General features: G+C 64.7%; 15 protein-coding genes. 7 read left to right on the forward strand and 8 right to left on the reverse strand.

Translation table 11 applies throughout. The annotated features are described in order from the left end of the window. Positions 1 to 39: 39 nt before the first annotated feature. The 7 genes from N4S67_RS14810 to N4S67_RS14840 all read left to right on the forward strand — a co-directional run bounded on the left by N4S67_RS14810 (position 40) and on the right by N4S67_RS14840 (position 18,123). Positions 40 to 14,205 carry an alpha/beta hydrolase gene (locus tag N4S67_RS14810; RefSeq protein ID WP_260993723.1) on the forward strand — a complete coding sequence of 4,722 codons (14,166 nt, stop codon included), beginning with the start codon at positions 40 to 42 and terminating at the stop codon, positions 14,203 to 14,205. Between the two features lie 18 nt (positions 14,206 to 14,223). Next, positions 14,224 to 14,478, forward strand: a complete 255-nt coding sequence (locus N4S67_RS14815) for a DUF7161 family protein (RefSeq protein ID WP_260993724.1) — start codon at positions 14,224 to 14,226, stop codon at positions 14,476 to 14,478. After that, the gene (locus tag N4S67_RS14820; RefSeq protein ID WP_260993725.1) at positions 14,478 to 14,708 is read left to right on the forward strand and encodes a hypothetical protein; all 231 of its coding nucleotides are present in this window, start codon (positions 14,478 to 14,480) and stop codon (positions 14,706 to 14,708) included. The genes N4S67_RS14815 and N4S67_RS14820 overlap by 1 nt, the downstream gene beginning before the upstream one ends. Positions 14,709 to 14,711: 3 nt before the next feature. Beyond that, complete coding sequence (locus N4S67_RS14825) at positions 14,712 to 16,283, forward strand: hypothetical protein (RefSeq protein ID WP_260993726.1); 1,572 nt, start codon at positions 14,712 to 14,714, stop codon at positions 16,281 to 16,283. Positions 16,284 to 16,460: 177 nt separating this feature from the next. Continuing rightward, on the forward strand, positions 16,461 to 17,384 hold the full coding sequence (locus N4S67_RS14830; protein ID WP_260993727.1) for a WXG100-like domain-containing protein: 924 nt from the start codon (positions 16,461 to 16,463) through the stop codon (positions 17,382 to 17,384). After that, positions 17,384 to 17,824: a YbaB/EbfC family nucleoid-associated protein gene (locus N4S67_RS14835; protein WP_260993728.1), complete on the forward strand. Its 441-nt coding sequence runs from the start codon at positions 17,384 to 17,386 to the stop codon at positions 17,822 to 17,824. Before N4S67_RS14830 ends, N4S67_RS14835 begins: the two co-directional genes overlap by 1 nt. A gap of 14 nt (positions 17,825 to 17,838) precedes the next feature. Continuing rightward, positions 17,839 to 18,123, forward strand: coding sequence for a hypothetical protein (locus N4S67_RS14840; RefSeq protein ID WP_260993729.1), 285 nt, complete (start codon positions 17,839 to 17,841; stop codon positions 18,121 to 18,123). Between the two features lie 7 nt (positions 18,124 to 18,130). Here N4S67_RS14840 and N4S67_RS14845 read toward each other — a convergent pair whose 3' ends face one another. From N4S67_RS14845 to N4S67_RS14880, 8 genes are all read right to left on the reverse strand, one after another. Next, on the reverse strand, positions 18,131 to 19,939 hold the full coding sequence (locus tag N4S67_RS14845; RefSeq protein ID WP_260993730.1) for a hypothetical protein: 1,809 nt from the start codon (positions 19,937 to 19,939) through the stop codon (positions 18,131 to 18,133). Positions 19,940 to 19,970: 31 nt separating this feature from the next. After that, positions 19,971 to 20,297: a hypothetical protein gene (locus N4S67_RS14850; RefSeq protein WP_260993731.1), complete on the reverse strand. Its 327-nt coding sequence runs from the start codon at positions 20,295 to 20,297 to the stop codon at positions 19,971 to 19,973. Next, positions 20,294 to 21,235, reverse strand: a complete 942-nt coding sequence (locus tag N4S67_RS14855) for a hypothetical protein (RefSeq protein ID WP_260993732.1) — start codon at positions 21,233 to 21,235, stop codon at positions 20,294 to 20,296. The genes N4S67_RS14850 and N4S67_RS14855 overlap by 4 nt, the downstream gene beginning before the upstream one ends. 94 nt (positions 21,236 to 21,329) lie before the next feature. Next, positions 21,330 to 22,121 carry an ESX secretion-associated protein EspG gene (locus N4S67_RS14860; RefSeq protein WP_260993733.1) on the reverse strand — a complete coding sequence of 264 codons (792 nt, stop codon included), beginning with the start codon at positions 22,119 to 22,121 and terminating at the stop codon, positions 21,330 to 21,332. Between the two features lie 88 nt (positions 22,122 to 22,209). Further along, entirely contained in the window at positions 22,210 to 22,500 is a 291-nt protein-coding gene (locus N4S67_RS14865; protein ID WP_260993734.1) for a hypothetical protein, read from the reverse strand. Positions 22,501 to 22,516: 16 nt separating this feature from the next. Beyond that, a complete protein-coding gene (locus tag N4S67_RS14870; protein ID WP_260993735.1) occupies positions 22,517 to 22,786 on the reverse strand; it encodes a WXG100 family type VII secretion target in 270 nt (89 codons plus the stop codon). 74 nt (positions 22,787 to 22,860) lie between these two features. Continuing rightward, on the reverse strand, positions 22,861 to 23,673 hold the full coding sequence (locus N4S67_RS14875; RefSeq protein WP_260993736.1) for an ESX secretion-associated protein EspG: 813 nt from the start codon (positions 23,671 to 23,673) through the stop codon (positions 22,861 to 22,863). After that, positions 23,670 to 24,764, reverse strand: a complete 1,095-nt coding sequence (locus N4S67_RS14880) for a PPE family protein (protein WP_260993737.1) — start codon at positions 24,762 to 24,764, stop codon at positions 23,670 to 23,672. Before N4S67_RS14880 ends, N4S67_RS14875 begins: the two co-directional genes overlap by 4 nt. Positions 24,765 to 24,784 lie beyond the last annotated feature (20 nt).

Below are 24,784 nucleotides of genomic sequence, written 5' to 3' on the forward strand. Positions count from 1 at the left end.
CGGCGCGGCGGTGCTGCAGTTGTCGGCACCGACTCAGTTATGGATGTAGAGATACCGCCGTGGCTCCAGTGGGTGTCGTACCTGGCTGGGGGAGAATGGCCGCAGGGCAGCGAATCGGGGATGTTCCGTATTCAGGAGCACCTCGCCGCGGCGGCCGCTGAACTCGAAGACCTCATCCCCGAATTGAACAGGGTTCGCTCTGAGACGCTGTCGGTTCTCATGGGCGAGACCGCGGACGCTGCCGACGGGCAGTTCGCGATGTTGTTCGACGGCGACTATGCGGTAGACAAGCTGTCCGACGGTCTGCGGGCGCTCGGCGAATCGTCCGGTTACACCGGCAGCGAGATCGAATATTCGAAGTTGTCGATCCTGGTCGGGCTGGCGCTGGCCGCGGCCGAGATCACTTACGCCTTGTCGATGTCCGGTCCGACGTTCGGCGCGTCGACCGCGGCGATCCCGCTGATTGAATGGGCGACCGCGACAGCCATCCGGCAGTTGATCTCTCTGGTGATGAAGAACGTTGCCGCCAGGGTGCGCTACATGCTTTCCCAAACATCGGTGAAGAGACTTGTCTTCGAGGGCGTCCAGGAATCGATGCAAGAACTCGCCATCGCCGCCACGCAAGAGGGAATCGTCTACGGGATTCAAGGCGATCGTTACAACGTCAACGGCGAGCGGTTGCTGCTCAACGGGATCGCCTCGACAGTCGGCGGCGGCGCGGGTGGCGTGACCGCCGTCCCAACTTCACATTATCTTGGGCCCGCCAAGAGTCGGCTCTCGGCGGCGGGAAAGGGCGCCGCGACCTTCTTCACCGCGGGCGTGATCGGAAACATCGCGGGAACCGCCTCGGTCGGCGGCGAATTCGACCCTTTCATGATCCTTGTCAGTTCCTCAACGAGCAGCGTCGGCGGTCTCGGCGGTGCGGGTGTGTCGTCGGGCCGCGCACCCGACACATCCAATGGCCAGCAATCCGGTACACAGCCACCCGACGCAGGATCGGCACCGGAAGGGGATCTGCCGTCCGGCGGGCCGGACGATGGTGACACCGCTGTGGCGCAACCCGACGACGAACCCTCGATTGCCAACAGCAGCAATGGCAACGGCCAGGACCCGCACAGCGTCGACGGCGCCCCGGTATCCGAGCCGACCAATGGACAGTCCGCTCCCGAGGCCACGCAGACCGCCGTCGACCAGTCGCCAGGCGATAAACCGACGCAGGCCGATCCGCAGTCCACGCACATACGGGATGCCAGAGACACGTCCCCACAAACACCGGAAGGTGCCACCCTTTCCGGCGCCGGCACGGGCGGTGATCATTCGAGCAGCAGCCCCACCCAGGGCCTTCCGGTTGCGGACTCAGAGTCCGACCCGTCCCAGAACGGGCGGTCCGTCGCGAGCGTGCATGCCGACGCGCCGCCGTCGACAGTCTCGGATCCGGGCACTGAATCCGTTGTCGTCGATCCGATATCGGATTCATCACCCGCCACCACGCCGACGATCGCCGATAACGGGGCCCCGACCGACACTCCGTCTGTCGCCGACCCGCGAAGCCAGCCGCAGGCAAGTGCGGCCGTACCCCCGAGCGGGGTTGGCCCTTCCGCAGTGCCCAACGCACAATCCCTTACGTCGTCCGCATCGACGCCATCATCCGCATCGCCGCCATCGTCCACACCGGCGCCATCGTCCACACCGGCTACGCCTTCCTCGCCCACGACAGCCGCGTCCACACCTGCCTCCACGAGCCCGAAACCCACTGGCCAACAGCATGTCCCGCAGACGCCGAAGGCAACCGCGTCCGCATTCGAAGTCACCGCAACCCCCGCCGCGAGAGTCTTCGATATCACCCCTGCTCGGGCGAAACGGGGTGCACAGCAGGATGACGCTGGGGATCCTTCGCAGCCGGTCGACGCCCTGAACGACAGACAGGACGGTTCCGAACCTGTCGACTGTCTGGACAAGCTCGCCGCATGGCTGTCCGACAAGTTGCGCAGGCCGATCAGTCTCGCGGGCGCCCCGTCTCCGCAAGGCCGGCCCGCCATTGCGCTCTTCCAGGCCCTCGGGTCAGGCTCTGTGTTCGCCGACTACGCGGAAGTCAGACGAGTCCTGCGGAGAATGGAGGACGGCGCTTTCGCCGTCTTGACATCGGCCTGGGCGGGTGGGCCAACGCGCGGCGGGCACGCGTATCTCGCGATCAGAGACGGCGACACCGTCCGATTTGAAGATATCTCTAGCGAACTACCCCTGAATTGGGACGAAGGAGACGTTCTACGAACGGCAGTCGGGTACTTCCATGCCGACGGCCAAGCGGTCCAGCCGCTGCGGGGCGTCCGCCAACTTGTGCCTGCCGCTGCAATCGGCGAGGTTGCGGGGCCGCCGCTGGACGGCAACGGTGCGCTCGACAGCAACTCCAGCCCTGGCGACGAGTGGCAGGGCACGGTACCGCAGAGGATGGTGGCGCAGGCAGCACTAGAGCGCCGTGGTCTGACACTGGAGCAGGCCGGCGAATTGCGAAACCCGTCGGGCCTGATGGAGTTGGCCTCCGAAAGGGCGCGAGACAACGCCGCATGGTGGGACGCGCTGACGGGCGCTGAGCAACGTGCGCTGATCGAGACTATTCCCGACCACATCGGAAACGCTGAAGGCATTCCCGCCGCGGCCCGGCACGCCGCCAACACGCTTTCGTTGGAGCAGGACCGTGCCCGATTGCAGGAGTTGCGCGATCGCGGCATGCGGCTCACCAGGATGCAGCGCAACGAACTCGCGCGTCTTGACCGGGTCGACAAGGCGCTCGCCAGAGCAGCCGACGAGGCCAAGCAGGCCGGCGTCGGTGGGCCGCTGCTCTTGGCGTTCGATGCGATGGCCTTCGGGGGCGACGGACGGGCAGTGGTCGCATTCGGGTCCGACCCGACGAACCCGGACCCGTATCTGGCGGAGTCGGTGTCCTGGCATGTGCCAGGCCAGGGCGTCACGATCGATCAGATCGGCGCCTGCATGGGCGATGCGCTCAATCAACTGCAGTCCGTTCGTCACGAGAACTCAAATCTGAAGGCCGCATCGATCGCGTGGATCGGCTATGACACGCCAAGCGGAGCGAAAAGTTGGCGTGCTGCCGGGCACAAGCTCGCACGCGAGGGGGCCGCGATCCTCTACAGCGACATCAAAGCGTTCAACGCGGCCCGCGACGTCCGTGCGACTGATGGCACTCGTTTCCAAAACAACCACATCTTCGCGCACGCGTACGGATCTACCACCGCGAGCTACGCAGGGGAACGCGGACGGCTGGCCACGGATATCCGCACTGTCACACTCATCGGCTCAGCCGGCGCCGGCCGGATGCAGCACGCCGACGAATTCGGCATCGGTGCCGAAAACGTTTTTGTCGCCACGTCATCGCGGGATCCGTTCTCTGCGCTCGGCGGCCGAAGACCCGGGCGGTTCGGCCGGATATTCGGCATGGGGCTTGGCGTCGATCCCGCGATGGCGTCTTTCGGTGCACAACGCATCACGGCGGAGTTCTCAGCGGAGATGGACCGTGCGCGCAACCTTGGTACCCACAACGCGTACTACAGATTCGTCGACGGCACCGATGGCGTGCGCAGCGAGTCGCTTGCCAACTTCGGCCGGATCGCCGCCGGCCTCCCGAAGGAGGTCGAGTTCGAGGAGCATCGCACCGTCGACCAGCGGCCGTGGCACCAACTTGGCTGGCGCACAATCGAACCCGCGTCCGGACGTGCACTCAACCTCGATGGCGACACGGACGCACAGCAAGGGGACCGCGAAACGCGCAGGGTATGGAACCCGCGGTGGCGTGCAGAGCCGATCGAAACGGTCGAACCCGCCCAGATCGACGACAGCGGCGACAGCGGCGACAGCGGCGACCAGACCGACAATCGGGCACCGGCCGAGGTGGTGGCCGATGCGTTGGCTCAGCGGGGGGTGGACTCCGCTGAGGAGTTGATGAACCCTGTCAGCCGCAATAAGGTGCGCACCCCGCAGGCAAGGGCGAACGCCAGGCAGTGGAAGAAACTGACGCCCGAACAGCGGCAGGCGCTGACCATGAACGACCCGCAGCGGATCGCCCGCATGGTCGGGATTCCGCCTGCGGATCTCGGGGTGGCGCGGGCACGGGCCAATGCGCATTGGTGGCAAGGCTTGTCGCCTACTGAACGCACCGAGTTGATCAACGCACACCCGCGTGAAATCGGCAACTCGCTCGGCATCTACGCGACTGATCGGGACACGGCGAACCGGCGCATGCTGGAGCGCTATAAGAAGTTCGCGGCAGGGAAACAGGCCAAGCTGGACGCCGGTGAACGCCCCAGCGACGAAGAACTGAATTTGCTGTTGCGCGTCAACAGGATCGACACGGGACTGCGGGAAGCGGGATTGGCCACCGAACGAGCGGGGGTGGACCCGCCCCTGTTGGTGGCGTTCGACCCGCTCGAATTCGACCGCGACGGTCGTGCGGTGGTCAGCTTCGGCGACCCGGACGTGGCCGACTCCGTGTCGTGGCTTGTCCCCGGGATCAGAACCACCATCGACGACCTCGGTCACTTCCACGATCCAGCCTACTTCTACCTGCCGGGCGCACTCCAACATCTGCAGTCCACGCAGCGGGAGGCGGCCGAGAGGGGAGAGAGTCTCACGGCGGCGTCGATGCTGTGGATCGGCTACGACTCACCCAACGACTCACACGAATGGCGTGTCCTCGGAGACAAATTCGCACGCGACGGCGGCGACATCCTGCACGCCGACATCTGCTCGTCTAACGCGGCCCGCGACGTGTGGGCGGGCGACGGTAGCCACTTCTCCGGAAACTTCGTCTTCGGGCATTCCTACGGTTCCACGACTGTCAGCTTCGCCGGGCGCGATGGGCGGCTCGCCGACCACATTCGCGCGGCGACACTTCTGGGCTCGCCCGGTGCAGGCCCGCTGAAGCACGCCAGCGACTTCGGGATTGGCGCCGAAAACGTCTATGTGGCATCGTCGTCGACGGATCCCATCACCGCGCTGGGCGGCAGAACGCCCGAACAGACCGGCCGGATTCTTGGGCGCGGCCGTGGAATCGATCCGGCGATGGATTCCTTTGGCGCCGTGCGAATCACCAGTGAGTTCCCGGCGGCGATGAACACCACCGAAACCGCGGCGACGCACAGGTCCTACTACAGCGTGGTGGGCTCGACCTCCGGACCGCCCATTCGCACCGAGTCATCGGCGAATTTCGGACGCATCGCATCAGGGCACGGCGACCAAGTGCACCGCGAGATGCACCGCACGGTCGCTGACCGTCGCTGGTACCAATTAGGTTGGCGCACCGTAGAACCCGCTGCCAGTCGGCAACTGCGCCTGGACGGCGGTGCAGGTCCCGCGCATTCGGCGAACCGACACGTCCGGATCCGCGTCAATCCACGGTGGCGGTCGGCGGCCGCGACCGAGGCTGAGCGGCTCGAGGGTGAGCTAGACGCGATGGAGGCGGCCGAGAACCCGCAAGCCGCACCTGACCAGCCGTCGGTTTCGACCGGCCCATCACCCTTGGTCAACACCGGTGCGGTCACGGATGCTTTGGCGCTGCGCGGGGTGACCTCCGCCGACGAGCTGACGAATCCGGTGAGCCGCAGAAAGGTGCGCACCGAGGAAGCGAGGGCGAACGCCCGGTGGTGGGACGGACTGACACCGCAGCAACGCCAGACCCTGATCGAGAACGACCCGCAGCTGGTTGGGGGCAAGCTTGGTATTCCACCAGCGGATCTGGCGGAGGCGCGGGCGCGAGCCAACGCGGCATGGTGGGCGGCACTGAACTCTGACCAGCGCAACGAGTTGGTCAGAGCGTACCCGAAGCAGATCGGCAACTCAGAGGGAATTTTCGGCGAAGACCGTGACGCCGCGAACCGGCGTATGTTGCAACGGTATCGGGTGCGAGCGGCCGAGGTGCAAGCCAAGGTGAACGTCGGTGAGGTCCCCACCGATGGCGAAATCGATCTGCTCCTGCGGCTGAACAAGATCGACACGGGATTGCGCAACGTGGAGGTGGCCGCCGCACAGGCCGGGCGCAAACCCCCGCTCCTCTTGGCGTTTGATCCCCTCGAGTTCGGCTACGACGGTCGTGCGGTGATCAGCTTCGGAGATCCGCGAGAGGCTGACTCGGTTTCGTGGTTGGTGCCCGGGATCAGGAGCACCATCGACAGCGTCAACGGCTTCTACCTGCGTGGCGCACTCGCCCACCTGCAGTCCACGTTGCGTGAGGCCGACGCGGCAGGAAAGGGCAAGGACTTCTCGGCGGCGTCGATGTTGTGGATCGGCTATGACGCGCCGAATGATTCGCACGAGTGGCGGGCAACCGGGACCAAGCTGGCGCGCGAGGGCGGCGACATCCTCTACTCCGACATCCGTGCGTTCAATGCCGCTCGCGACGTATGGGCCGGCGACGGAAGTCACTTCTCCAACAACAACATTTTCGGGCACTCCTACGGGTCGACGACCACCAGCTTCGCTGGGCAGGAGCGGCGGCTCGCGAATCATGTCCGCACGGTCACCCTGATCGGCTCGCCAGGGGCGGGACCCATGCGGCATGCTCGTGATTTCGGGATCGGCGCCCACATGGTCTTTGTCGCGTCGTCGTCGTGGGACTTCGTCACCGCGCTCGGCGGCAGGCATGCCGATCAGGCCGGCCGAATACTCGGGCGTGGCCTGGGGATCGATCCTGCGATGGATGCCTTCGGCGCAGTCCGCGTGACATCGGAGTTCCCCGCCACGATGAATTCCTGGGAAAGCTATGCGACCCACCGGGATTACTTCGCCTACGTCGACACGGCGACAAATCCCGCCATCCGGACCGAATCCGCGGCCAACTTCGGCCGCATCGCCGCCGGCGAGGAACAACGGGTGCACCGCGAAGCGCATCGCACCGCAGAACAGCGGCCAGGACGCCCGGCGCGCACAATCGAACCGGCGGCCGGCCGGCCGCTGCGCCTCGACGGAAACACCGGTCACGCCTATTCGGCCGACCGGGATACGCGACAACGGTTCAACCCGCGCTGGGGTGCTTTCGACGCCGTGGAGGCGCAACGTCTCGCCGGTGAACTAGACGAGCTGGACAACATCGATGATACCGAACCCGCACCGGTCGACATCGAAGACGAACTGACGAAAGTTGCTGCGGGCGAGGAGATCGCGGAAGATGACGCCGAGACCGAGCCGGATATCAAGACCGAGACCGAGCCCTCGGGCGACACGGACGGCGACGACAAGACGGTGGCCGATAGGGCGCTGGCCAAGCGGGTGCCGCCAGTGCGGGCCGAGGAGTTGCGCAACACCCAGGCCGCCTCCGTGCAGGAGGCATCGGCGCGGGCGCGTAACAACGCCCGCTGGTGGGATGGGTTGACCGATCGCGAGAAACAGGCCCTTTTCGAGACCTATTCGCTGGACATCGGCAATTCCGAAGGTATCCCGCCGTCCGACCGAGATACCGCGAACCGCCAGACGTTGAGGGAACTTCGCGAACGCGCCGACGAAATACAGTCAAGGCAGGACAGGTTCGAGCGGACGACCAGGGCCGAACGCGCTTCGGTCAAGAAGCTGAACCGGCTCGAAGATGCGCTGGCCAAGGCGGCACGGGACGCCAATCGAGCCGGAGTCGAGGGTCCAGTCCTGCTGGCGTTTGATCCGTCGGAGTTCGGTGGCGACGGCAGCGCTTTGGTGGCCTTCGGCGACGACGCGTATATCGCGGACAAGGTGTCCTGGCATGTGCCCGGTGTGCAGACCACGCTGGATTCGCTGTTCGGCTTCTACACCACCTCTGCGCTGAACCATGCGGTGTCGGTTCGGGAAGCGAACGCCGCCTCCCCCGAGACATCAGCGCAGACAGTGGCCTCTATCGCGTGGTTCGGTTACGACACCCCGAGCGGGTCGAAGCTCTGGCGGGCGATGGGCACGAAGTTCGCCCGTCTCGGCGGCGACCGCCTTTTTCACGCCATCAGCACGTTCAACGCCGGCCGCGACGCCAACAACGGGGGCGACAGCCACTTCAAGGACAACGACGTCTTCGGGTACTCCTATGGCTCGACGACCACTGGATTCGCCAGCCGCGACGGGCGATTGAGCAACGATGTCCGCACAGTGTCGCTGGTCGGTTCGCCCGGCGCGGGCCCACAGAAGCACGCCAGCGACTTCGGGATCGGGGCCGACAACGTTTTCGTGCTGTCCTCCTCTCGCGACATGATCACCGCACTGGGTGGCAGGACGCCGAGCTCGGCAGGGCGAATCCTCGGCATCGGTCTCGGCATCGATCCCGCAATGGATTCGTTTGGAGCCGTTCGCGTTACCGCCGAGGCGGCACCGGAATTGAACCGCCCACTGATCCTCGGGACGCACCACACCTACTATCTCGGCGGCGAAGCGCTGGCCAACCTCGGAAGAATCGGCGCAGGCCGACACCAGGACCTCGAGCACGAACCGCATCGCAGCACCGGTAAACGGCGCGGGTTGCTTCGCACCGTGGAACTGGCGGGCGATCGGACCGCGCACCGGATCGGAAACCCGGTGTGGCTGCGCGGGCACAACTGCGCGGAATTGGTCGCAGGAGACCTTGCTGACCGATACGGGCGACCGTTCGAACTTTCATCGAAGCCGTCACGCAGAGGCATGCTCGCGCGTGCGCTTTTCGAAGCGGCCAGGACCGACGTCGACTTCGCGACCTACGAGGACGTCCGGAAGCGCCTGATCGAGCTCGGTCCTGGTTCGGCTGCTGTGCTGACGTCGCGGTGGCGCGGTGGCCGCGGTGGCGGCCACGCGTATCTGGCGATCAATGACGGCAACGAAATCTTCCTTATCGACCGCCACAGTCCACGGGCTCGCTCAGGCTGGCCGCCGCACTGGGGTCAGGATGCGGTCAGCCGCACGGTCGTCGGCTACCTCGATTCCGATGGCCGCCCGGTAGGGCGCACCGACGACGACGTTCCTCTGCAGTTGGACGCCGCAGACGAGATCGGCTTTGTTCGAGGAGCTCGAAGCGATCCCGACTTCGTTCGCAAGCAGCAGGAATACCGGGCCAAGGATCCGGCTACCCGCCGGGTGGACACCCGCTACGCCGATGATCTCCGCGACGTCGTCAACTTAGTTGACGACACAGCCAGGGCGAATCAACTGGCAAGAGATCTGTCGGGCTACTACGGGCGCTACCGAATTGAGTTCGAGGCCAATCGGTTCGGCAAAGAGGTCATGCTCACCGGCAAGATCTTCGACGGTGACACCGAAATCGGGGTCACCCAGCGGGTCTTCGACCTCGACGACGACGGCAAGCTGGTCGCCAGCCACACCGGGCTGGTGATCAAGGAAGAGTTCAAGCGCCTACGGGGTCAGGGGTTCTCTAGGTCGTTCACGTCCGAACTCGAGCGCTTCTACCTGCATTCCGGTGTCGATCGTATCGAACTGCGGACCCATGATAAGGGCGGCTACGCATGGGCCCGCCAGGGCTTCACCTGGAATCCGGCCGCCTCCAAACTGCGCGAGTCACTAGAAAGCATCATCTCCTCAGCCGCTGAGCTTTCTCGCCATGTCGACGCCGATGCTCAAGCGGAGCTTGCCAAGCTCGCGAAGACGCTGGATCCCAACAATCCTCGACTCCCCGAGCCCATCGACATCGCGACTCTCCGCACCGCCAGCGAACCCGAGCTGGGCCGCAAACTACTTGAGGGCGTCGGAAAGCGGGCGACCCACGGCATCAATTACGTCCGATATATGCCGAGCGCCGCGGATCCAGAAGCCGATTCGGGCAGTCGGTTTGGTGCCTGGCTGAAGCGCACGCTCGGCATAGGATCCGACCCCGACGCGAACTGCGCACAGGTCATCGCCGACGTGCTCTCGGCCAGGCACGAACGCACATTCCGCGTCCCGGTGCCGCGCCCGAAAATGGGAGTGCCGGCCTGGGCGGTGTTCGAGGCCGTCGAATCTGGCTCCCAATTCCAAACTTATGACGACGTGGAGGCAACGCTACTGCGACTCGGGCACGGGTCGTCGGCCGTCCTGGCGTCACGGTGGGCGGCAGGGCGCCAGTCCGGCCACGCCTACCTCGCGCTGAATGACGACAACCAGATCTATCTCTACGACCCGCACACCAGGCAGCGGTCGCCGTGGCCACCACCGTGGCACCCAGCCACCGTCGCCCGCACCGCGGTCGGCTACCTCCAACGCAACGGCGACGCCGAACGCCCGCTGCATGACGTGCCGCTGCAATTGGCCGCCGCCGACACCATCGGCGATGTCAGAGGCCCCGTTGATGATTCGAGTTTCTCGCGTCGCCAAGCGGACTACCGCAGACAGGATCCCGCGACGCGGCACGTCGAAGCCCGCTACGCCCAGCCGCTGGGCGAGGTACTGGCCGGCGTCAGTGTCAACCCTGCCGGCCCCGACCAGCTGGCTGCGGATCTGTCCGGGGTATACGGGCCGTGCCGCATCGACATGACGCAGGAACATTTCGATTCCGGTCCCGTCGAAGACCAAATGGATGCGATCGCCAGTGGTATCCCGCTGTTCGGCCCAAGCATCTACGGGGACGTGGTGTTCGAAGGCGAGAGGGTGGGCACCATCCACTGGGGGGTGAAACCCGAAACGCTGGGTGGGCTCACCGTCGAGCATCAACTGTTCATCGAAGGCGACGTTCCAATCAGGGAGCTCACCGACGCAGTAGCCCGGGAGATCGAGCCGTACCTGTTGCGCTCGGGTGTGGCGCGGGTCGACTCGACCGTGTCGGGGGTGGGCGCGTATGGCGCGGCCGCTCGCGGTGAGACATGGAATCCCGATCCGGATCTGCTGGCGCAGTCGCTCAACGAAGTGAAGCGGTCGGCCGATGAGCTGTGGGCGCTTGCCAGCGACGCGACGCGCGGGGTACTCGACGAGGTCGTCGCACGGTTGGATCCCGATGGCACAGACATTGCGACGCCTATAGAACTGGCCGCCCTATCCACACCTGACGAACCCGACCTCGGTCGTCAGCTGCTGGAGGGCACCGGGATCTACGATCGTTACGACGAAGAGATGGTGTCGGAAACACTGTTACACACCGTCACCGACCTGCGGGCAGATCGGTCCGACTGGCTACCCCCCGACGCGCAGGCCGAGGGCCGGCCTGAAAAAGGTGGGGCGCGATTCGATCCCGCACCAGCCGACGCGGGCGTCCCTGTCGTCGGGGACGTCAGGTTCGGCCCGAAGTTCGCGAGTCGGCAGGAGGATTACCGTTCCGACGACTCCACCACCCGCCGAGTTGAGCCGAACTACGCCGATCCTCTAGACGTCGTGGTTGACAGCTCGTCACCGGTGGCGGCCGCCCAGCTGGCCGCGGATCTATCTGGCGTCTACGGCGACTACCGCGTCGAGTTCGTCGTCTCGCCTACTCAGGATTCCGACAGAATATCGGTCTTCCTCGTGGGTGACATCCTGCGCGGCGACGACATCGTCGGGGGTATCGGCAGAACCTTCTATCGTGACGACCAGGATCGCCTTATCGTCGAAAACGATGCTCTGGCAATCTATTCCGACGATGTCGCAGTCGAGGACGTGGCCAGGGAGATCGATTCGGCACTCGAGCCCTACTACTGGCGGCACGGCGTTCATCACGTGGCAGAGGAGGTGGACGGCACCGGTCGCGCTGCCGTCGCACGCGGCTTCACCTGGGACCCCGATCCCGCCAAACTCGATGAATCTCTTGCCAATATGACGGAGAACGCCCGCGCGTTGGGGCGCGAGGTCGGCGACGAGGTCAGAGCGGTGCTCAGGTCCGTGGTGAAAACGCTGAACCCGACCCACCCGGATCTGCCTACGCCCGCATACCTCAACAGCTTCGACGTCGGTGAGAGGTTGCTGGCTGAGACCAACTGGTGGGGAGTCAAGTACCGGCCTCCGACCGATGCGATAGGGGCTTCCGCACCGACCTCCGACGCCGACCAGGAGTTCCTGTCAGAGCAGGCCGAGTACCGAATGGCACTTCCGAGTACCCGCCAGGTGGACGCCCGCTACGCACAACCGCTGGGCGATGTCGTCGACAACGCGTCGCCGGCCGCGGCCGCCCAGCTCGGCGAGGATCTCACCGGGCTGTACGGGACGTACGGCGTCGAGTTCGAAGGTTACGTCAACAGTTCGGGACGCGTCGTACTCGAGGGCGACCTTGTCAGTGACGGCGCTGAGATCGGTGCTGTCGCGTTCACGTTCGAGCGCGATGACGCGGGCAATCTCACCGTCCTACATGAATTGCACATCACAGCCGGACTCGCCGACGGCGCAGCCGCATCACAACGACTGATCGCCGAACTGGTGCCCAGTTTCATCGCGTCCGGCATCGATCGGATCGTGTCGACGACTCACGGACAGACCACGTGGGCCGCGATCGACCTCAGCGAAACATGGGACAGCGATCCGAAGAGGTTGCAGGACACCATCGCCAATCTCACGAGGTCGGCAAACCTGCTACTGCCCGAAGTTGCCGACGACACCAAGATCGTGCTGGAGGAGGTCCTGCAGGAGTTGGACGCCGGAGGTGACCGGCTTCGTTCCCCCGTCGCGCTGGCGAGCCTCGAAACGGACGGCGAGCCCCACCTCGGCCGCCGGCTGCTGGAAGGCACGGGCCTTGACCACGACGGCACAGGGGTCAGCACCGTCAAGACGCTGTGGAATTCCGACATGCTCACCGCGGGACAAAACTGCGGCCCGTGGGCGATCGCCGAGCTGTCCGCCATGTTCGGTGTGCCGTATCCACTGAACGTGACCGCTTCGGAACGCGGAATTCCGGCCCGGGCACTGTTCGAAGCCATCAAGTCTCGCGCCGATTTCATGACGTACACCGAGGTGGAAAGGCTGCTCTCTCAGCTCAAGCCGACGCGGCCGGGGGAGCGGGGCCCTGCGGCGCTCTTGGTCTCGTCCTGGGTTTCGGGTGCGGGCCACGGCGGGCACGCCTACCTGGCGGTCTATGAGAATGGCCGCGTTCAGCTCAGGGACGCGTTTACCGGTGCGCCGTCGCGGTGGCCTCCGTACTGGGGCGAGGGCGCCGTGCAACGCACCGCCGTCGGCGTCCTGAACTCCGACGGCACCGCGGTCATGGGTCTGGACGTGGGCACTGACCCTTATGCTGCCGCCGACGAGATCGGCTTTGTGCGGGGCGGCCCCGATCCGCTTGGACTGCCGCACCATTCGCCGGGGACGCTGTCCGATGCCGAGGCCCGCGCCGCATACATCGATGGCGAACGCAGGATGCAGGAACTGAACGAGCGGCTCATTAGCGAGGGCATCGGAATCGAAGAACGCGCCCGGTTGTTGTCCGGGCTGCGAGACGAGCTGCGCGCTTGGACTCGGGATCTGATGAGCAACCGGAGTGTTGCCGAGTTCCTCGCGACGTACGAAAGTAATCCCACCTTCGAGGAGCTGATCGCCCACAATGAGGCCAGGGGACTGGTCGGTGACGCGGTGTACGAAGCCGTCATCGCCACCGCTACGCACGGCCACCATGCACCGGGGACCCTGTCGGATATCGAAACCACCGCGCTGTACACCGAATTCGAGTTGCGGATGCGCGACTACAACGGGCGCCTCACTCGCGACGGCCTCAGCGCCGAACAACGCGCTCGGATCCTGTCGGAGCTGCGAAACTCGCTCCGCGCCTGGACACGGGACCTCATGAGCAATCGGGTCGTCGCCGAGTTCCTCACGGCATACGAGGGCAATCCCACCTTCGAGGAGCTGGTCAGCCACTATGAGGCGAAAGGACTGGCAGGCGACGCGGTATACGAAGCCATCATCTACAGCGCGAGCCACAGTCATTACGCCAAGGGCACCCTTTCCGACGACGAAACTCGCACGGTCTACACGACATTCGAACTGAGGATGGGTGAGGTCCACGCGCAGCTCCTCAGGGACGGCGCAGGAGCCGAGGAGAGAGCCAGAACCATGTATGGCATGCGTGCCGCACTTCGGAGCTGGACACGCGCACTCATGGAGAACCGTGAACTCGCCGAATATCTGAATGCGAACGAACCCAACCCGACGTTCGAGGCCCTGGTAGATAGGCAGCGCACCAAGAAGGGACTCACCGGTGACGCGATTTTCGAAGCGATTGTCGCCAGTTCTATGCGTAGCCGCTCGAGCGTGAACGAAGCACTCGGCATCGACCCAGAGAACCCACCCCCATTGCCGCCCATGCGAGGGGCGAATGATGGGGACTGACGCGGGAGAATTCACCTTATGAGCGACAACCAAGGCCTCACGCCATTGGGCTATGCCCAGTCGGGCCTCCGAGGAAAGCTGGCCCGGGTGCTCGTCGAGGAACCCACCGACGAAATCGATTGGCCTGCCGACCTACCGGAAGGGATCAAAACGGTGGTCATCCTCGATGATGCGCCGAATCCGCACCACACGCTGCGCGTCCATCCACCGGACGACCCCTCGCGGGTCGCCTTGGTGGTGTATGACCAGCTGGCGCTTTGCGAGGAACAGTGATGGATCCACGGCGAGTGGAGCTCAACCGGGTGCACAGCATCCAGATGGGTTTGCTGTTCGAACAGTTCCTGCAGACCCACCCTGGGGTGGAACCCGATGTCGACGAAGCAACGCTGACACCAGAGCAAGAGGCCGAGTGGACCGCGTACAGCGCGCAGTTGCTGGCCAGGCAGCAGGCGGAGCGATCAGCGCTTGCCGATCAGATCGAAGCAGAACAGCGACGGTCGTAGGGTATGACGAACGCACGGGAGGACAACGCAATGGAAGCGACGCAGGCGATCTCCTTGGTGTCGGACTGGATCCGGTCCCGCCGCCTGGACTACCCAACGGAGGGTTTGGCGGCCGATCGCTTCGAGGCCGGCTGGAGTGTGTACGCGCCGGTGGACGTCGACGAAAGCGATCCGATGGCGTTTCTCAACATGCCGGTCGGCCGGTCGGTGTTCTTGGTCGGCGATTCCGGCCGCATCGAAGAGGTGTCGTCGTCGGTGCCCCCGCTGCAGGCCCAGGCCCGCTTCGCGGCCGCCGAGCACGCCACCCAGGCGCCCAGCGCCGCCCGCACATCAAAGCCTGAGGCCGACGAGGCGGCGGAGTTCATGGCCGAGTTCGAGCGTCAGTTCAACCAAGCCGCGGCCGAAGGCCCGCCTGCAATCGCAGGTTTCACGATCGTCGACGACAAGCCGGCCGCGAACGGGGACGCGAAAGGCGGTGGCGAGGCAGCCGCAACGGCAGACGAGGCGTCGCAGCTGATCGATCCGATCGTGCAGCAACTGGCCCTGCTTGGCCCGCAGGAGTGGGACGAATTCTCGGCGGTGTTCGCGTTCACCGTTTCCTCGCAGATCGCCCAGCTACAGTTCTGGTCCAAGGACCGAACGGGCTTGGTGCCTGTGCCGCAGTCGGTAGCCGCCCTGGTCAGCCAGCAACGTGAGATCGCGGCACGAATGCCGGCAGGGCCGTGGTGGCGGCTCCTGCTGACTGTGAACAACAGCGGCGAGACGGCCGTCGAGTACGACTACGGCGACGAACCCTTCCCCGACGACCAGCTGGTCGCCCCTGAGCACTATCGCAACGACCTGGAAACCTATCCACGCGAACGTGTGCCGGTGTGGCTCGCCGGATATGTCGCTGGCCCCGCCGCGCAGGGCCGCGATCCGCGCCAGGCCGCCAATGCGGCATCGGCAGATGCCGCCGGACGCCGCGCGATCACGACTGCCGACATCCCCCCACTGGAGGACCTGATTGCCCGGTGGGCCGCGGTGTCGGCCGCCTACACCGGCGTCGAATCAGGCTGGGGGCCTCGCGTTTACCCCGGCTACTTCTGGTACGAGAGCGACCGTCGCAGCGGGTCGACCCTGTTCGTTCTCCCCGGCCACCGAGCGGTGCTGTCCGGCGGCAGGTGGGATTCAGAGCTGCTCGACGCCGCGTACAACGGTGGGCAACCGCTGCCGGATCTCTATGCAGGGGCGCCCGCCTGGGTCAACGACAGCGCTCTGAACACCCGCAATCGCAACGGCCTGTTGACGTTCTGCTATTGGTGGGTTGACGGTCAGTGGTTCCGGGGTGCTGTCGACACGTCGGGTGAACTGGAGGCCGCAATCCCCGCCATCCGGGCGCCGGAGGAGACCGTTCAGGCGATGATCGGTCAGACCGGCCCCGGATCTGAAGACGCCTGCGAAACGTTGTTGGCGGCGGCAGTGGCACGCAGCGCCACGTCCGGTGATGTCGCGGCCATCTTCGCTGACCGGCCCGATGCCGATGTCGCTGCGGCGGTCAACCAGCTCAGCCTCGCGGGAGTGCTGAGCTACTGACGTTCAGGCGCATGCGAGACAACGTTTGATCAGATCGAACTGAGCGAACGCGAGCTATCCGGTAGCCGAACATTCGGTGAATAGGGCCGTGCCGAGTAGCCCGCTGATGTCGAACGTCATAGCGTGAATTGTCGTGTCGCATTTAGGTTTTGACTGGCAGATATCCGGAGTCTGCCCGTGACGATCCAGATCCCGGGCTCTCTTCAGTGGGTGTCCTATCTGGTCGGGTCGGAATGGCCCGAGGGCGACGAAGACGCCATGTTTCGCATCGGCGACCAGTGGCATAGCAGCGCTGATCAAATGGCGGTCCTGATTCCGTCACTGAATCGAATGCGGGAGAAGACGAGTTCAGTCCTTCAGGGCGTGACGGCCGGCGCCGCTGATGATCAGTTCGCGTTGCTCTTCGACGGGGACGCGTCGGTCGACAAACTCGCCGAAGCGATGGCGGCCCTCGGTGACCTCGCGCAAAGTACCGGCAGGAGCATCGAATACACGAAGCTGCAGATTCTGACCTCGCTTGCGATCGCGGCGTTCGAGATTTCGTGGGCGCTGGCTCAGACATCCGTGACCGCCGGTGCGTCTGCTGCGGCCATACCTGTCATCGAAGGCGCCACGTCGGCCGCAATCCGTCAGATCGTGTCGTTGCTGCTCAAGCAAATCATGACCGATCTGGGCAACACGATGCGTAGGACGATGGTCCACAGAATCGTGAAGAAGGCCGGAGTGGAGTCAGCCGAGGCGGTGGGACAAGAACTGGCCATCCAAGGCATTCAGCAGTCCAACGGTCACCAAAAGGGCTATGACTGGCAGAAAGTCGGTGTCGTCGCAGCAGCGAACGCGGCAGGCGGAGCTGCTCAGGGGGCGGCGAGCGATGTCGGCAGGCGGGTGCTGGGTGACTCGACGCTGAAGGGTGCCGCAGTCGGATACGGCGCGGGCATGGCCAAGAAGATCGTCGGTGCGCTCGCCACCGGTCAACCTGTCGATCTGGTCGCCGTGCTCGGTTCAGCGCCGACAGCCGCGACCGGCGCGGTGCGCGGGAGGGCCACGGCCCGCAATGCCGGTCGCACGGACGCCGACAACGGTTCCGCGGAGCCCGAGTAGTGGACAACGAGACTGCGCGACACGACTTGACCGAGGCGCTCGCCCTCATGCAGGAACACCTGGCTGAACTCGCCGTGGTTGAGCGCAGACGCGCCGCGTTGTCCGCGACTGCCGCCTCAGCAGAGGGAACCGTCGTCGTGGCGGTCGATGCTCGAGGCGTCGTGTTCGAGGCGAATGTCGACGAATCCTATTTCGACGAACACGATTTGGCTGATCTCGGCGGATTCATCGCCGAGGCAGCTCAGGCGGCCGCGGCCGACGTGGCGCATCGATCGGCGGAAATGCTTGCGCCCCTATCGGAGCGGCGTGCGCAGTTCCCCTCACTGGCTGACATCGTCGACGGCGCACCCGACATCCGCAGTCTGTTGAGGCCGAACGCGGCTGCCGACCACAACGGCACCGACCCCGATCATTACCCCACCGTAAGGAGTTCGCCTTGACGGAGCCACTGGGTGTGACCCCTGGCGAACTGCGCGCGACCTCGACCTACCTCGCGTATGTCAGCGGCTTGATGCACGAAACGCATTCGGCACTCAAAGATATGCTCAGCGGTGAAGGCGAGGCTTGGGGCAACGACAAGATTGGTAACAGATTCGCAGACGGCGCACAGGGCTACCGCTCGCAATCTGATTGGGTCGACGGTTCGATCGACGCGAAGACTGAGTTGCTCGACTACTACGCGGAGGGTTTGCGGGTCGTCGCCGACGCTCTCGAGCAGCAGGACTCGACCTGGACCTAAGGTTCAATCACTGGTCGGACGTGGCCGGGGCAGGGTATTGCGGCTGCGTCGATTGCGACGGCCCGCCAGGCGTCGCGGAGTCCGGCTGCCACGAATTACCCCGCCCCGGGATTCGACGCCGAGTGGGCGCCGGCTGGTTTTCCTCGGGTGGTGGCGTCGGATCTGCACCGAGAACCGGTACCACGGCGCCGGTTTCGCCAGTGATTTCAGATCCGTTCTTCCGTGACTTGAGCACCTTGTTCGTCTTGTGCTCTTTTCCGTCGGCTCCGCGCTGGCCACCCCCTGCCGGTGCCCCACCCATGCCTGGTGCACCCACGCCGCCGCCCATAGCCGAACTGGCCGCAGGCACCGCGCCCCGCGCGCCGGTGGCCATGGTCGGCTGGGAGGAGAGCCGGGCGGACGGCTCGTTCACGCCGAGGCCGCCACCGGCGGCGCCACCACCACCCACGCCCTTACCCGCGCCGCCACCCACGCCTTTGGCGTCCCCCGGCTTACCGAGTCCGAGCGCACCCTCACGCAGGGACGGTGCGAACGGCTTCTGACCTGCGCCCGCTGCGCTCTGCGCCGCCTTGGTCGCCTGCCCCAGAGCGGAATTGAGTCCTTGCGACGCTGCATCGACCGCGGAACCAAGGCCTTTCGCGGGCGTCGATCCGATGGTGGACGGCAGCGACGCCTGCGGATCGCTGATGCCCGGCAGTTTCGATGGGTCGGTGGTCCCGATGCCGTCCGTGTCCAGGCCGGATATCTCAGGAGGTTCGAAACCGGCTGTGCTGAAGTCCGGCGTGCCGATCTTCGGCATCCCGCCACCGCCGATCTTCGGCATTCCGCCACCGCCGAGCCCTGGTCCTCCTCCACCGCCCAGCCCGGGCCCGCCACCTGGGTGGGTGGGCCCGGGACCCGGTGGCCCGGCCGGCTGAAACTTCAGGTTCGGCGGGGGAGGGAGGGTGGGGAAGTTCTGCGTCACCGCTGCGACGGTTGGTTCGTAACTATCCCGGAAGAGCTGTACGGCTTCGTGGTAATCGTTGATCGATTGTTGAATCCGGTTGCGCTCGGCGATCGCGCTCGACACATCCACGTACCGGCCGTCGCTCAGCAGCAGATGACCTTCGCTACTGAAATGAAATTTCGTGTTGAACTCTTGGACCTCATGATCGAGCATAGTTTTGTCGTAGGTATCGAACTTCTCGATCGTGTCGCGTCCGTCGGGAAACCGGCTCCTGATGTCTTCGAACGCGGCTTTCAGCACCGCGAGGCGGTCGGACAACGCGTCGGACGCTGGAGTGAAGTCGTAGATCGAGTTCTCGGTGACATGGTGGGACGCTTGCTCGGCGGCACCGGCACTCTCGCCAGACCACTTCCCGGATATGAGTTTCTGAACCGACTCCTTGAAGTCCTCGGAGCTCGTCTTGAGGGTGTTTCCGTGATTCGTCCACGCCGTTGACAGCGTTTGCAGCGCGCCAGGATTCAGCGAGTCCTTCTCGCCGCGCAACTCTCCGAATGTGAAGTCCTCCCAATTCAGAGCATTGCCGCCGGTGAGCTTGCCGGTGATCTCGTCGTGGACGGTCTGGTCGGGAATCAATCCCGGGGTCGTGCCCAGTTGCGATTCGTAACGACTCAGGTCGAATTTGTCCGCATCCTCCGGCGCGGAACCGTTCGACAACTCATCGATGTGCCCTGGATTCGTCTGATCGCGGTAGCTTTCGGGCTTGTCCCGCCCCATCAGGGCGTTCCATTCCTCGTTGGACCAGTTGTTCGCCTTCGACCCGTACATCGAGCCGCCGAACAAGGCGCCTACGTCATTCCCAAAACTGCCCATGATCTATGACTTCCTGCCCTGAGGTACTCGGCTAGTCGCCTTCGTTGGCCTCTAATGCGGCTGCGGCGTCGTCAGCCGTCTTCACGAAACCCCGAGCCTGCGCCAGCTGTTCCTTCAGGTACGTCGTCAACATTTCGCCGCGTCCGTTGAACGCGTTCTCCAGAACGCCGGCAAGCGTGTTCTTCGCTGATGCTCCGCCGAAGTACCCTGTGGTGTCGTCAAGCGCGTCACCGATCAGAGTTTCCAAGCTGCTCTCGTATGGTTCGAACGTAGTCTTGATCTCGTTGGCCACCCCACGCTCGAGATACAATTTGTCCTTCTGCGTGTCGGCATCAAGGCCGATCCAGGGATTGGTCATGGTTCTCCTCTTCCACGGTTGGCACTAACAATTACGCCTGCGTTGAACGCCACGGTCGCCTCTTTCTCGATACGAATGAGGACAGCTGCCGAATTGACGAAGTTCCCGGCAGAGAAGAGCATCACCAAATCGCCCACCTTGGCAACCTTTTCGTTCATGAGATAGCCGAGGTTGACGCAGAAATCCGATACCGTCAGGTGCCCGAATCGCTCCGCGAAGGACGCCAGACCCGGCGTGGGACTTAGGAACGATTGCTTCGCCAGCATGTCCGTGACGACGCTGGGCTCGATGAAAGAAGGTGCGAACCAATCGATCTCGCCCGGGTCCAGCCCAATGCGGCGATAACATTCGATCACCGTGTCGACGGCGCTCTGAAAGCTGGCCAGCCCATGGTCGGATGCCGATCCGGGGTGACGTCGACCATACTCCTCGAACCTAGTTATCCAGTCCGCCAACGCCGGAAATGACGGGTCGTCGATTCCCCGGTCTGCTCTGGTGCGCATCATGTCTGCAGCGGGATTGTATGAACGCGCCGCGACAGACAGTATCCGCGCGAAACCGTCGTGCCGGTTCAACACCGTGCAGAATGCGCTATCGCCCATCAACGATCCCTCGGTCATGGGGCTCGCCGCGTACGCGTATCGGTCGAAGAAGAAGTTGCTGTCGCCGCCGGTGACCATCGCATAGTCGCCCGTCCAACCGGCCTCGAGTACGGCATCGGCCAGCATGACGCCGTAAAGCCCACCGGAACAGAACTGTTTGATCTCTGTGGCAGCGCCTGCGGATTCTGAGCCGAGGACTGACTGTTGCAGAGAGTTCTGGATGGGCCAGAAGTGTTCGCCTTGGTACAGCGATCCGCAGTGGAACGACGCTGCCATGCTGCTCGCGGCCTTGGTGAGCAAGGAGGGATCGATCTGTCGCGCAGCGGCTTCCACCATCTCGTGGACGGAAAGCACTCCCGCTGATGAACTTGAAAGGTGCCTCGGTCGACCGTCCGTATCGGCACCGCCGGGTACGAAAGTCGACACCGCGCTAAGGAATGCCATTGTAATCTCGGTCCGAGCGAGCGGCCTTCACACGCCGTTCTGCCGCGTTCGCTTGCAGGTTCTCCACTTTCTTGAACGTGTCCAACAGGTTCGTGATCGACGCGGGGATGATCTGGAATGTATCGGTGCCCTCATTCACCAGATACGCGCCGTCGTCGGCAACGTTGATCAGCGTCAGATGGTTGGGGTCGCGGAGTTCGTAGTCGAGTGTGAAGTCCGCGGATCCGCTGAGCAGGATTGACGCCGTGATTGTCGAATCACCGAAAATCTTCGCCGGCGTCTCGTGCTCGAGGCGGGCGTCCTTGCGCGGCATGGTCCCAGGCTGGTAATCGGGCAGCGCCTCGAGAACGACCTGAGGAAAGTCGACGTTCGCGCACCCAATAATCTGAATGTCCTCGCCGAAAATGAGTTGCTCACTGGGATCCTGGGTGATGACAGCGCAATAACCGGTCGTGCCGATCGCGCCCAGCAGACGGAAGATCCGCAGGCCTCCCGCGTCGTCCTCGATCCGTCCGAATCCCTGCACCAGGAAAGCCGGGAATCTCAGCGCCTCCAGAATTCGGAGACGATTCTGCGTCATCTCCGCACGTTGGCGCGTGAGTGCAGCTTGGCGGTCGGACTCTACGTCTGCACGGTACTTTCTGCCCCGGTTCCGGTAAGCCAGCGGGAACGGGAGACGATCGAGTCCGAGCGCCTCCCATAGGCATCGGAAGTCGAAGCCGCTCATGAACCACGGCTCGACGTCGTGGCGCAGTGGCGCTACCTGATCGGTGATCATGCGTCGTGCCTAGCGTAGTGACCGAACCTGCGGCCAGAGCATCCGTCAGACGGATCGCGCCGCCCCGGCCGCAGTTCCGATACGCGATCTATGCGAAGCCGCCGGCAAGGTGCGCGTCGAGTGCGGCGGCATCTTCCTGAGACTGATTGCCACCAGAGCGGGTCTGCGTGATCTCGTTGAGCACGCTGTCCAGCATCTGCGAGATCTCGATGTGCTTCTGCTGCAACATGGCCGCGGCTTCACCTTCATAGACGCCCTGCAGCGCGGTGAAGACCTTGCCCACTTCGTCACGCAGCGCTTGCGCATCGTTGGTGCGGCCCTGGATGTCGTCCAGCGAGGCGTAGTTGGATCCGTAGTCGTAGCGAATGGTGTCGCTCACAGTCGAAGCCTTTCTTCTAGTCGGTGTCGTGGCTGACGAGTGTGCGGATGTCGTTCTTGCCCTTCTCCGCAACCTGGGTCAGCTGGTTGATGACGTAGTTGAAGTCGTCATTGTGTTGGGTCATGATGCCGCGGAACGTTTGCGCGCGGCCGCCCTGCCAGGAACTGCCGGTCATCGTTTCGGTGCTGTCCAGGATTCGGCTTGCCAGCGTCCTGAGGTTGTTCATCGCCTCGTCCACCTGGGTGATCTTGGTTTCGGCTTCCGCAGGCGTCAAACTGAGCGCCACAGTGTCCTCCTCGTGTTGGTTTCGGCGCGAATCGCCGAGCTAAGATTGGGAATTCGCAACTTGAGAGCTATGGACTAGAACTCCTCCCATCTGTTGGCGGAAAGCTCGACTAGCTGACCGATGGCCTGTTTGACGGCGTGGTCGGAACCCGGTTTGAGTGTCGTCCACCGTTGGCCACTCGGCGAAGCGCTGGGGGCCGCGACAATCCGGCCACGTTTTGTATAGAACACACCGACCGCCGCAGGGCAGCGGGCGATCAGATCCGCGTCCACATCGAGGGAGTAGTAAACGATCTCGGCGAAGGCGAGCCTGGATGCGAGCGCCGAGCCGAGCACCATGGCAGCGCGCGCATCGGCGCCGAGTGCGCGGATGCGATCGGAGAGTTGCGCCGCGTCGTGCGTGTCTGAAAGTGCCTGTGCCACGTTTTCCAGCGGCGCGCCGACCGGCTCGATCGCCGCCGGGCTGGCCGTGGGCAGCTGACGCAGCACCGCCCGGGCGGCCGCGCTGAGGTTTGGGTCGCCGAGAACGGCCTCGATGACGATCTCGTTGCCGACTCGGCGAACCGAAACGCATTGAACACCCCGACGTATGACGGTGAGCCTCGCGGCGCCGTCGGGTGTGACCAAACGCATCGCCAGTTCCCGGTCGGGTCGCTGCAGCGCCTGAAGGAGCGGCGCCAGCTCGGAAACCACTTCCCCGTCACGGATCAGCCCACGGTCGGTGAGCGCACGGGTGGCATGGTCGGTCGCGTCGAGCAGTGCGGTCTCGGTGCCATGCCGCGGCCGCAGATTCAAGACAAGGGGCAGCGCCTGCACGCCGACTCGAGAGGCGATGACCATCATCTCGTCGTCGGTGACGACGAATCGTTCTGTCAGCGAGGTCGTCACAGATTAAGCCCCCGGTCAACCCCGATCACCGGGGGCGCCACCCAGCGGTCATCCACTTGTTCGAGCGTGCGCTCCGGCTCCTCGGCGAAACCCTCCACCGTGGGCGTCTCGGGAACCACGAGTTCGTCGAAGACGGCGGTGTCGGGACCCCAGCTGACGCTCGAGACCATGAACGGGGCGTCACTCTGCTCGGCGGGCGGCAGCCACGATCCACCCGTGTCGGAAAGCCGTGCGCCTGATTCTCCTGCGCCGTCCAGTGCGGCCGCGGGCTGGGTCGACTCATAGTCGCTGTTCTGATCACCCCGGCCCATGGCGCCCACCGGGGCATAAGGGGCGTAGGGGGCCCCGCCCATTCCGGCGCCGCCGCCTGCGCCCGCAAGAGGGGTCTTCTGAAGGGTTTTCGCCTCGGCGCTGGGGTTCACTCCCTGAGCCGTCATCGGACCCAACGGCATCGCAGGCGCTCCGCCGCCCGCCCCGCCCGCGGCGGCCCCACCGCCGCCGCCAGCGCCCTCACCTTGGACGTTCCGCTCAGCCGCCAGCGAGTTGCCGTGTGACACCTGCGGTGGTGGGGGTTGCTCCCACGGCACAGCCAGGTGCGAGACCGCCTCCTCGTACTGGGTCATCACCGCCGCGGCGTTGGCCTGATCGGCGGTGGCCGCCTCGTCGAACTCCGCGAAGCGGCCGGTGATCAGCGCGCCGTTGTACGCAGACAACGAGGCCATCATGTCCTGGGCCGCCCTGGCCTCGACCGCCTCGGACACGCTGGGCATCGCCAGTACGGCGACGGTGTTGGCGACTGCGGCCTCCTCGGCGCGCTGGCCGTTGGCGGCCGCGCTCAAGCTGACCGCCTGCAGCCACTTGCCGAACTCCTCCAGGCGGTGCAGCGCCGCACTGGATGCCTGGCTTTCCCACACTGTCCGGAGGCGGGCCAGCAGCTTGTCGAAATCAGTTGACACGCCGGCCAACTCGTTGGCCACCCGTACCCAGGCGGCCCCAGCGCCGCCGACCGACGCGGGTCCAGGCCCCTCGGTGAGGTCGCGCGCGAGTTGCTCCGTGCTGCGTGATGACCACACAACGTTGGTGAAACCCACGCCAAGACCTCCCTTCGTCG

Source organism: Mycobacterium deserti (assembly GCF_025345615.1).
GTDB classification, from domain to species: domain Bacteria; phylum Actinomycetota; class Actinomycetes; order Mycobacteriales; family Mycobacteriaceae; genus Mycobacterium; species Mycobacterium deserti.

Excerpts from the sequence above, each read along its gene's own strand:
- N4S67_RS14815 (WP_260993724.1), top strand. The coding sequence starts at position 14,224 with ATGAGCGACAACCAAGGCCTCACGCCATTGGGCTATGCCCAGTCGGGC.
- N4S67_RS14850 (WP_260993731.1), bottom strand. The coding sequence starts at position 20,297 with ATGACCAATCCCTGGATCGGCCTTGATGCCGACACGCAGAAGGACAAA.
- N4S67_RS14820 (WP_260993725.1), top strand. The coding sequence starts at position 14,478 with ATGGATCCACGGCGAGTGGAGCTCAACCGGGTGCACAGCATCCAGATG.
- N4S67_RS14810 (WP_260993723.1), top strand. The coding sequence starts at position 40 with ATGGATGTAGAGATACCGCCGTGGCTCCAGTGGGTGTCGTACCTGGCT.
- N4S67_RS14825 (WP_260993726.1), top strand. The coding sequence starts at position 14,712 with ATGACGAACGCACGGGAGGACAACGCAATGGAAGCGACGCAGGCGATC.
- N4S67_RS14845 (WP_260993730.1), bottom strand. The coding sequence starts at position 19,939 with ATGGGCAGTTTTGGGAATGACGTAGGCGCCTTGTTCGGCGGCTCGATG.
- N4S67_RS14855 (WP_260993732.1), bottom strand. The coding sequence starts at position 21,235 with ATGGTGGAAGCCGCTGCGCGACAGATCGATCCCTCCTTGCTCACCAAG.
- N4S67_RS14860 (WP_260993733.1), bottom strand. The coding sequence starts at position 22,121 with ATGATCACCGATCAGGTAGCGCCACTGCGCCACGACGTCGAGCCGTGG.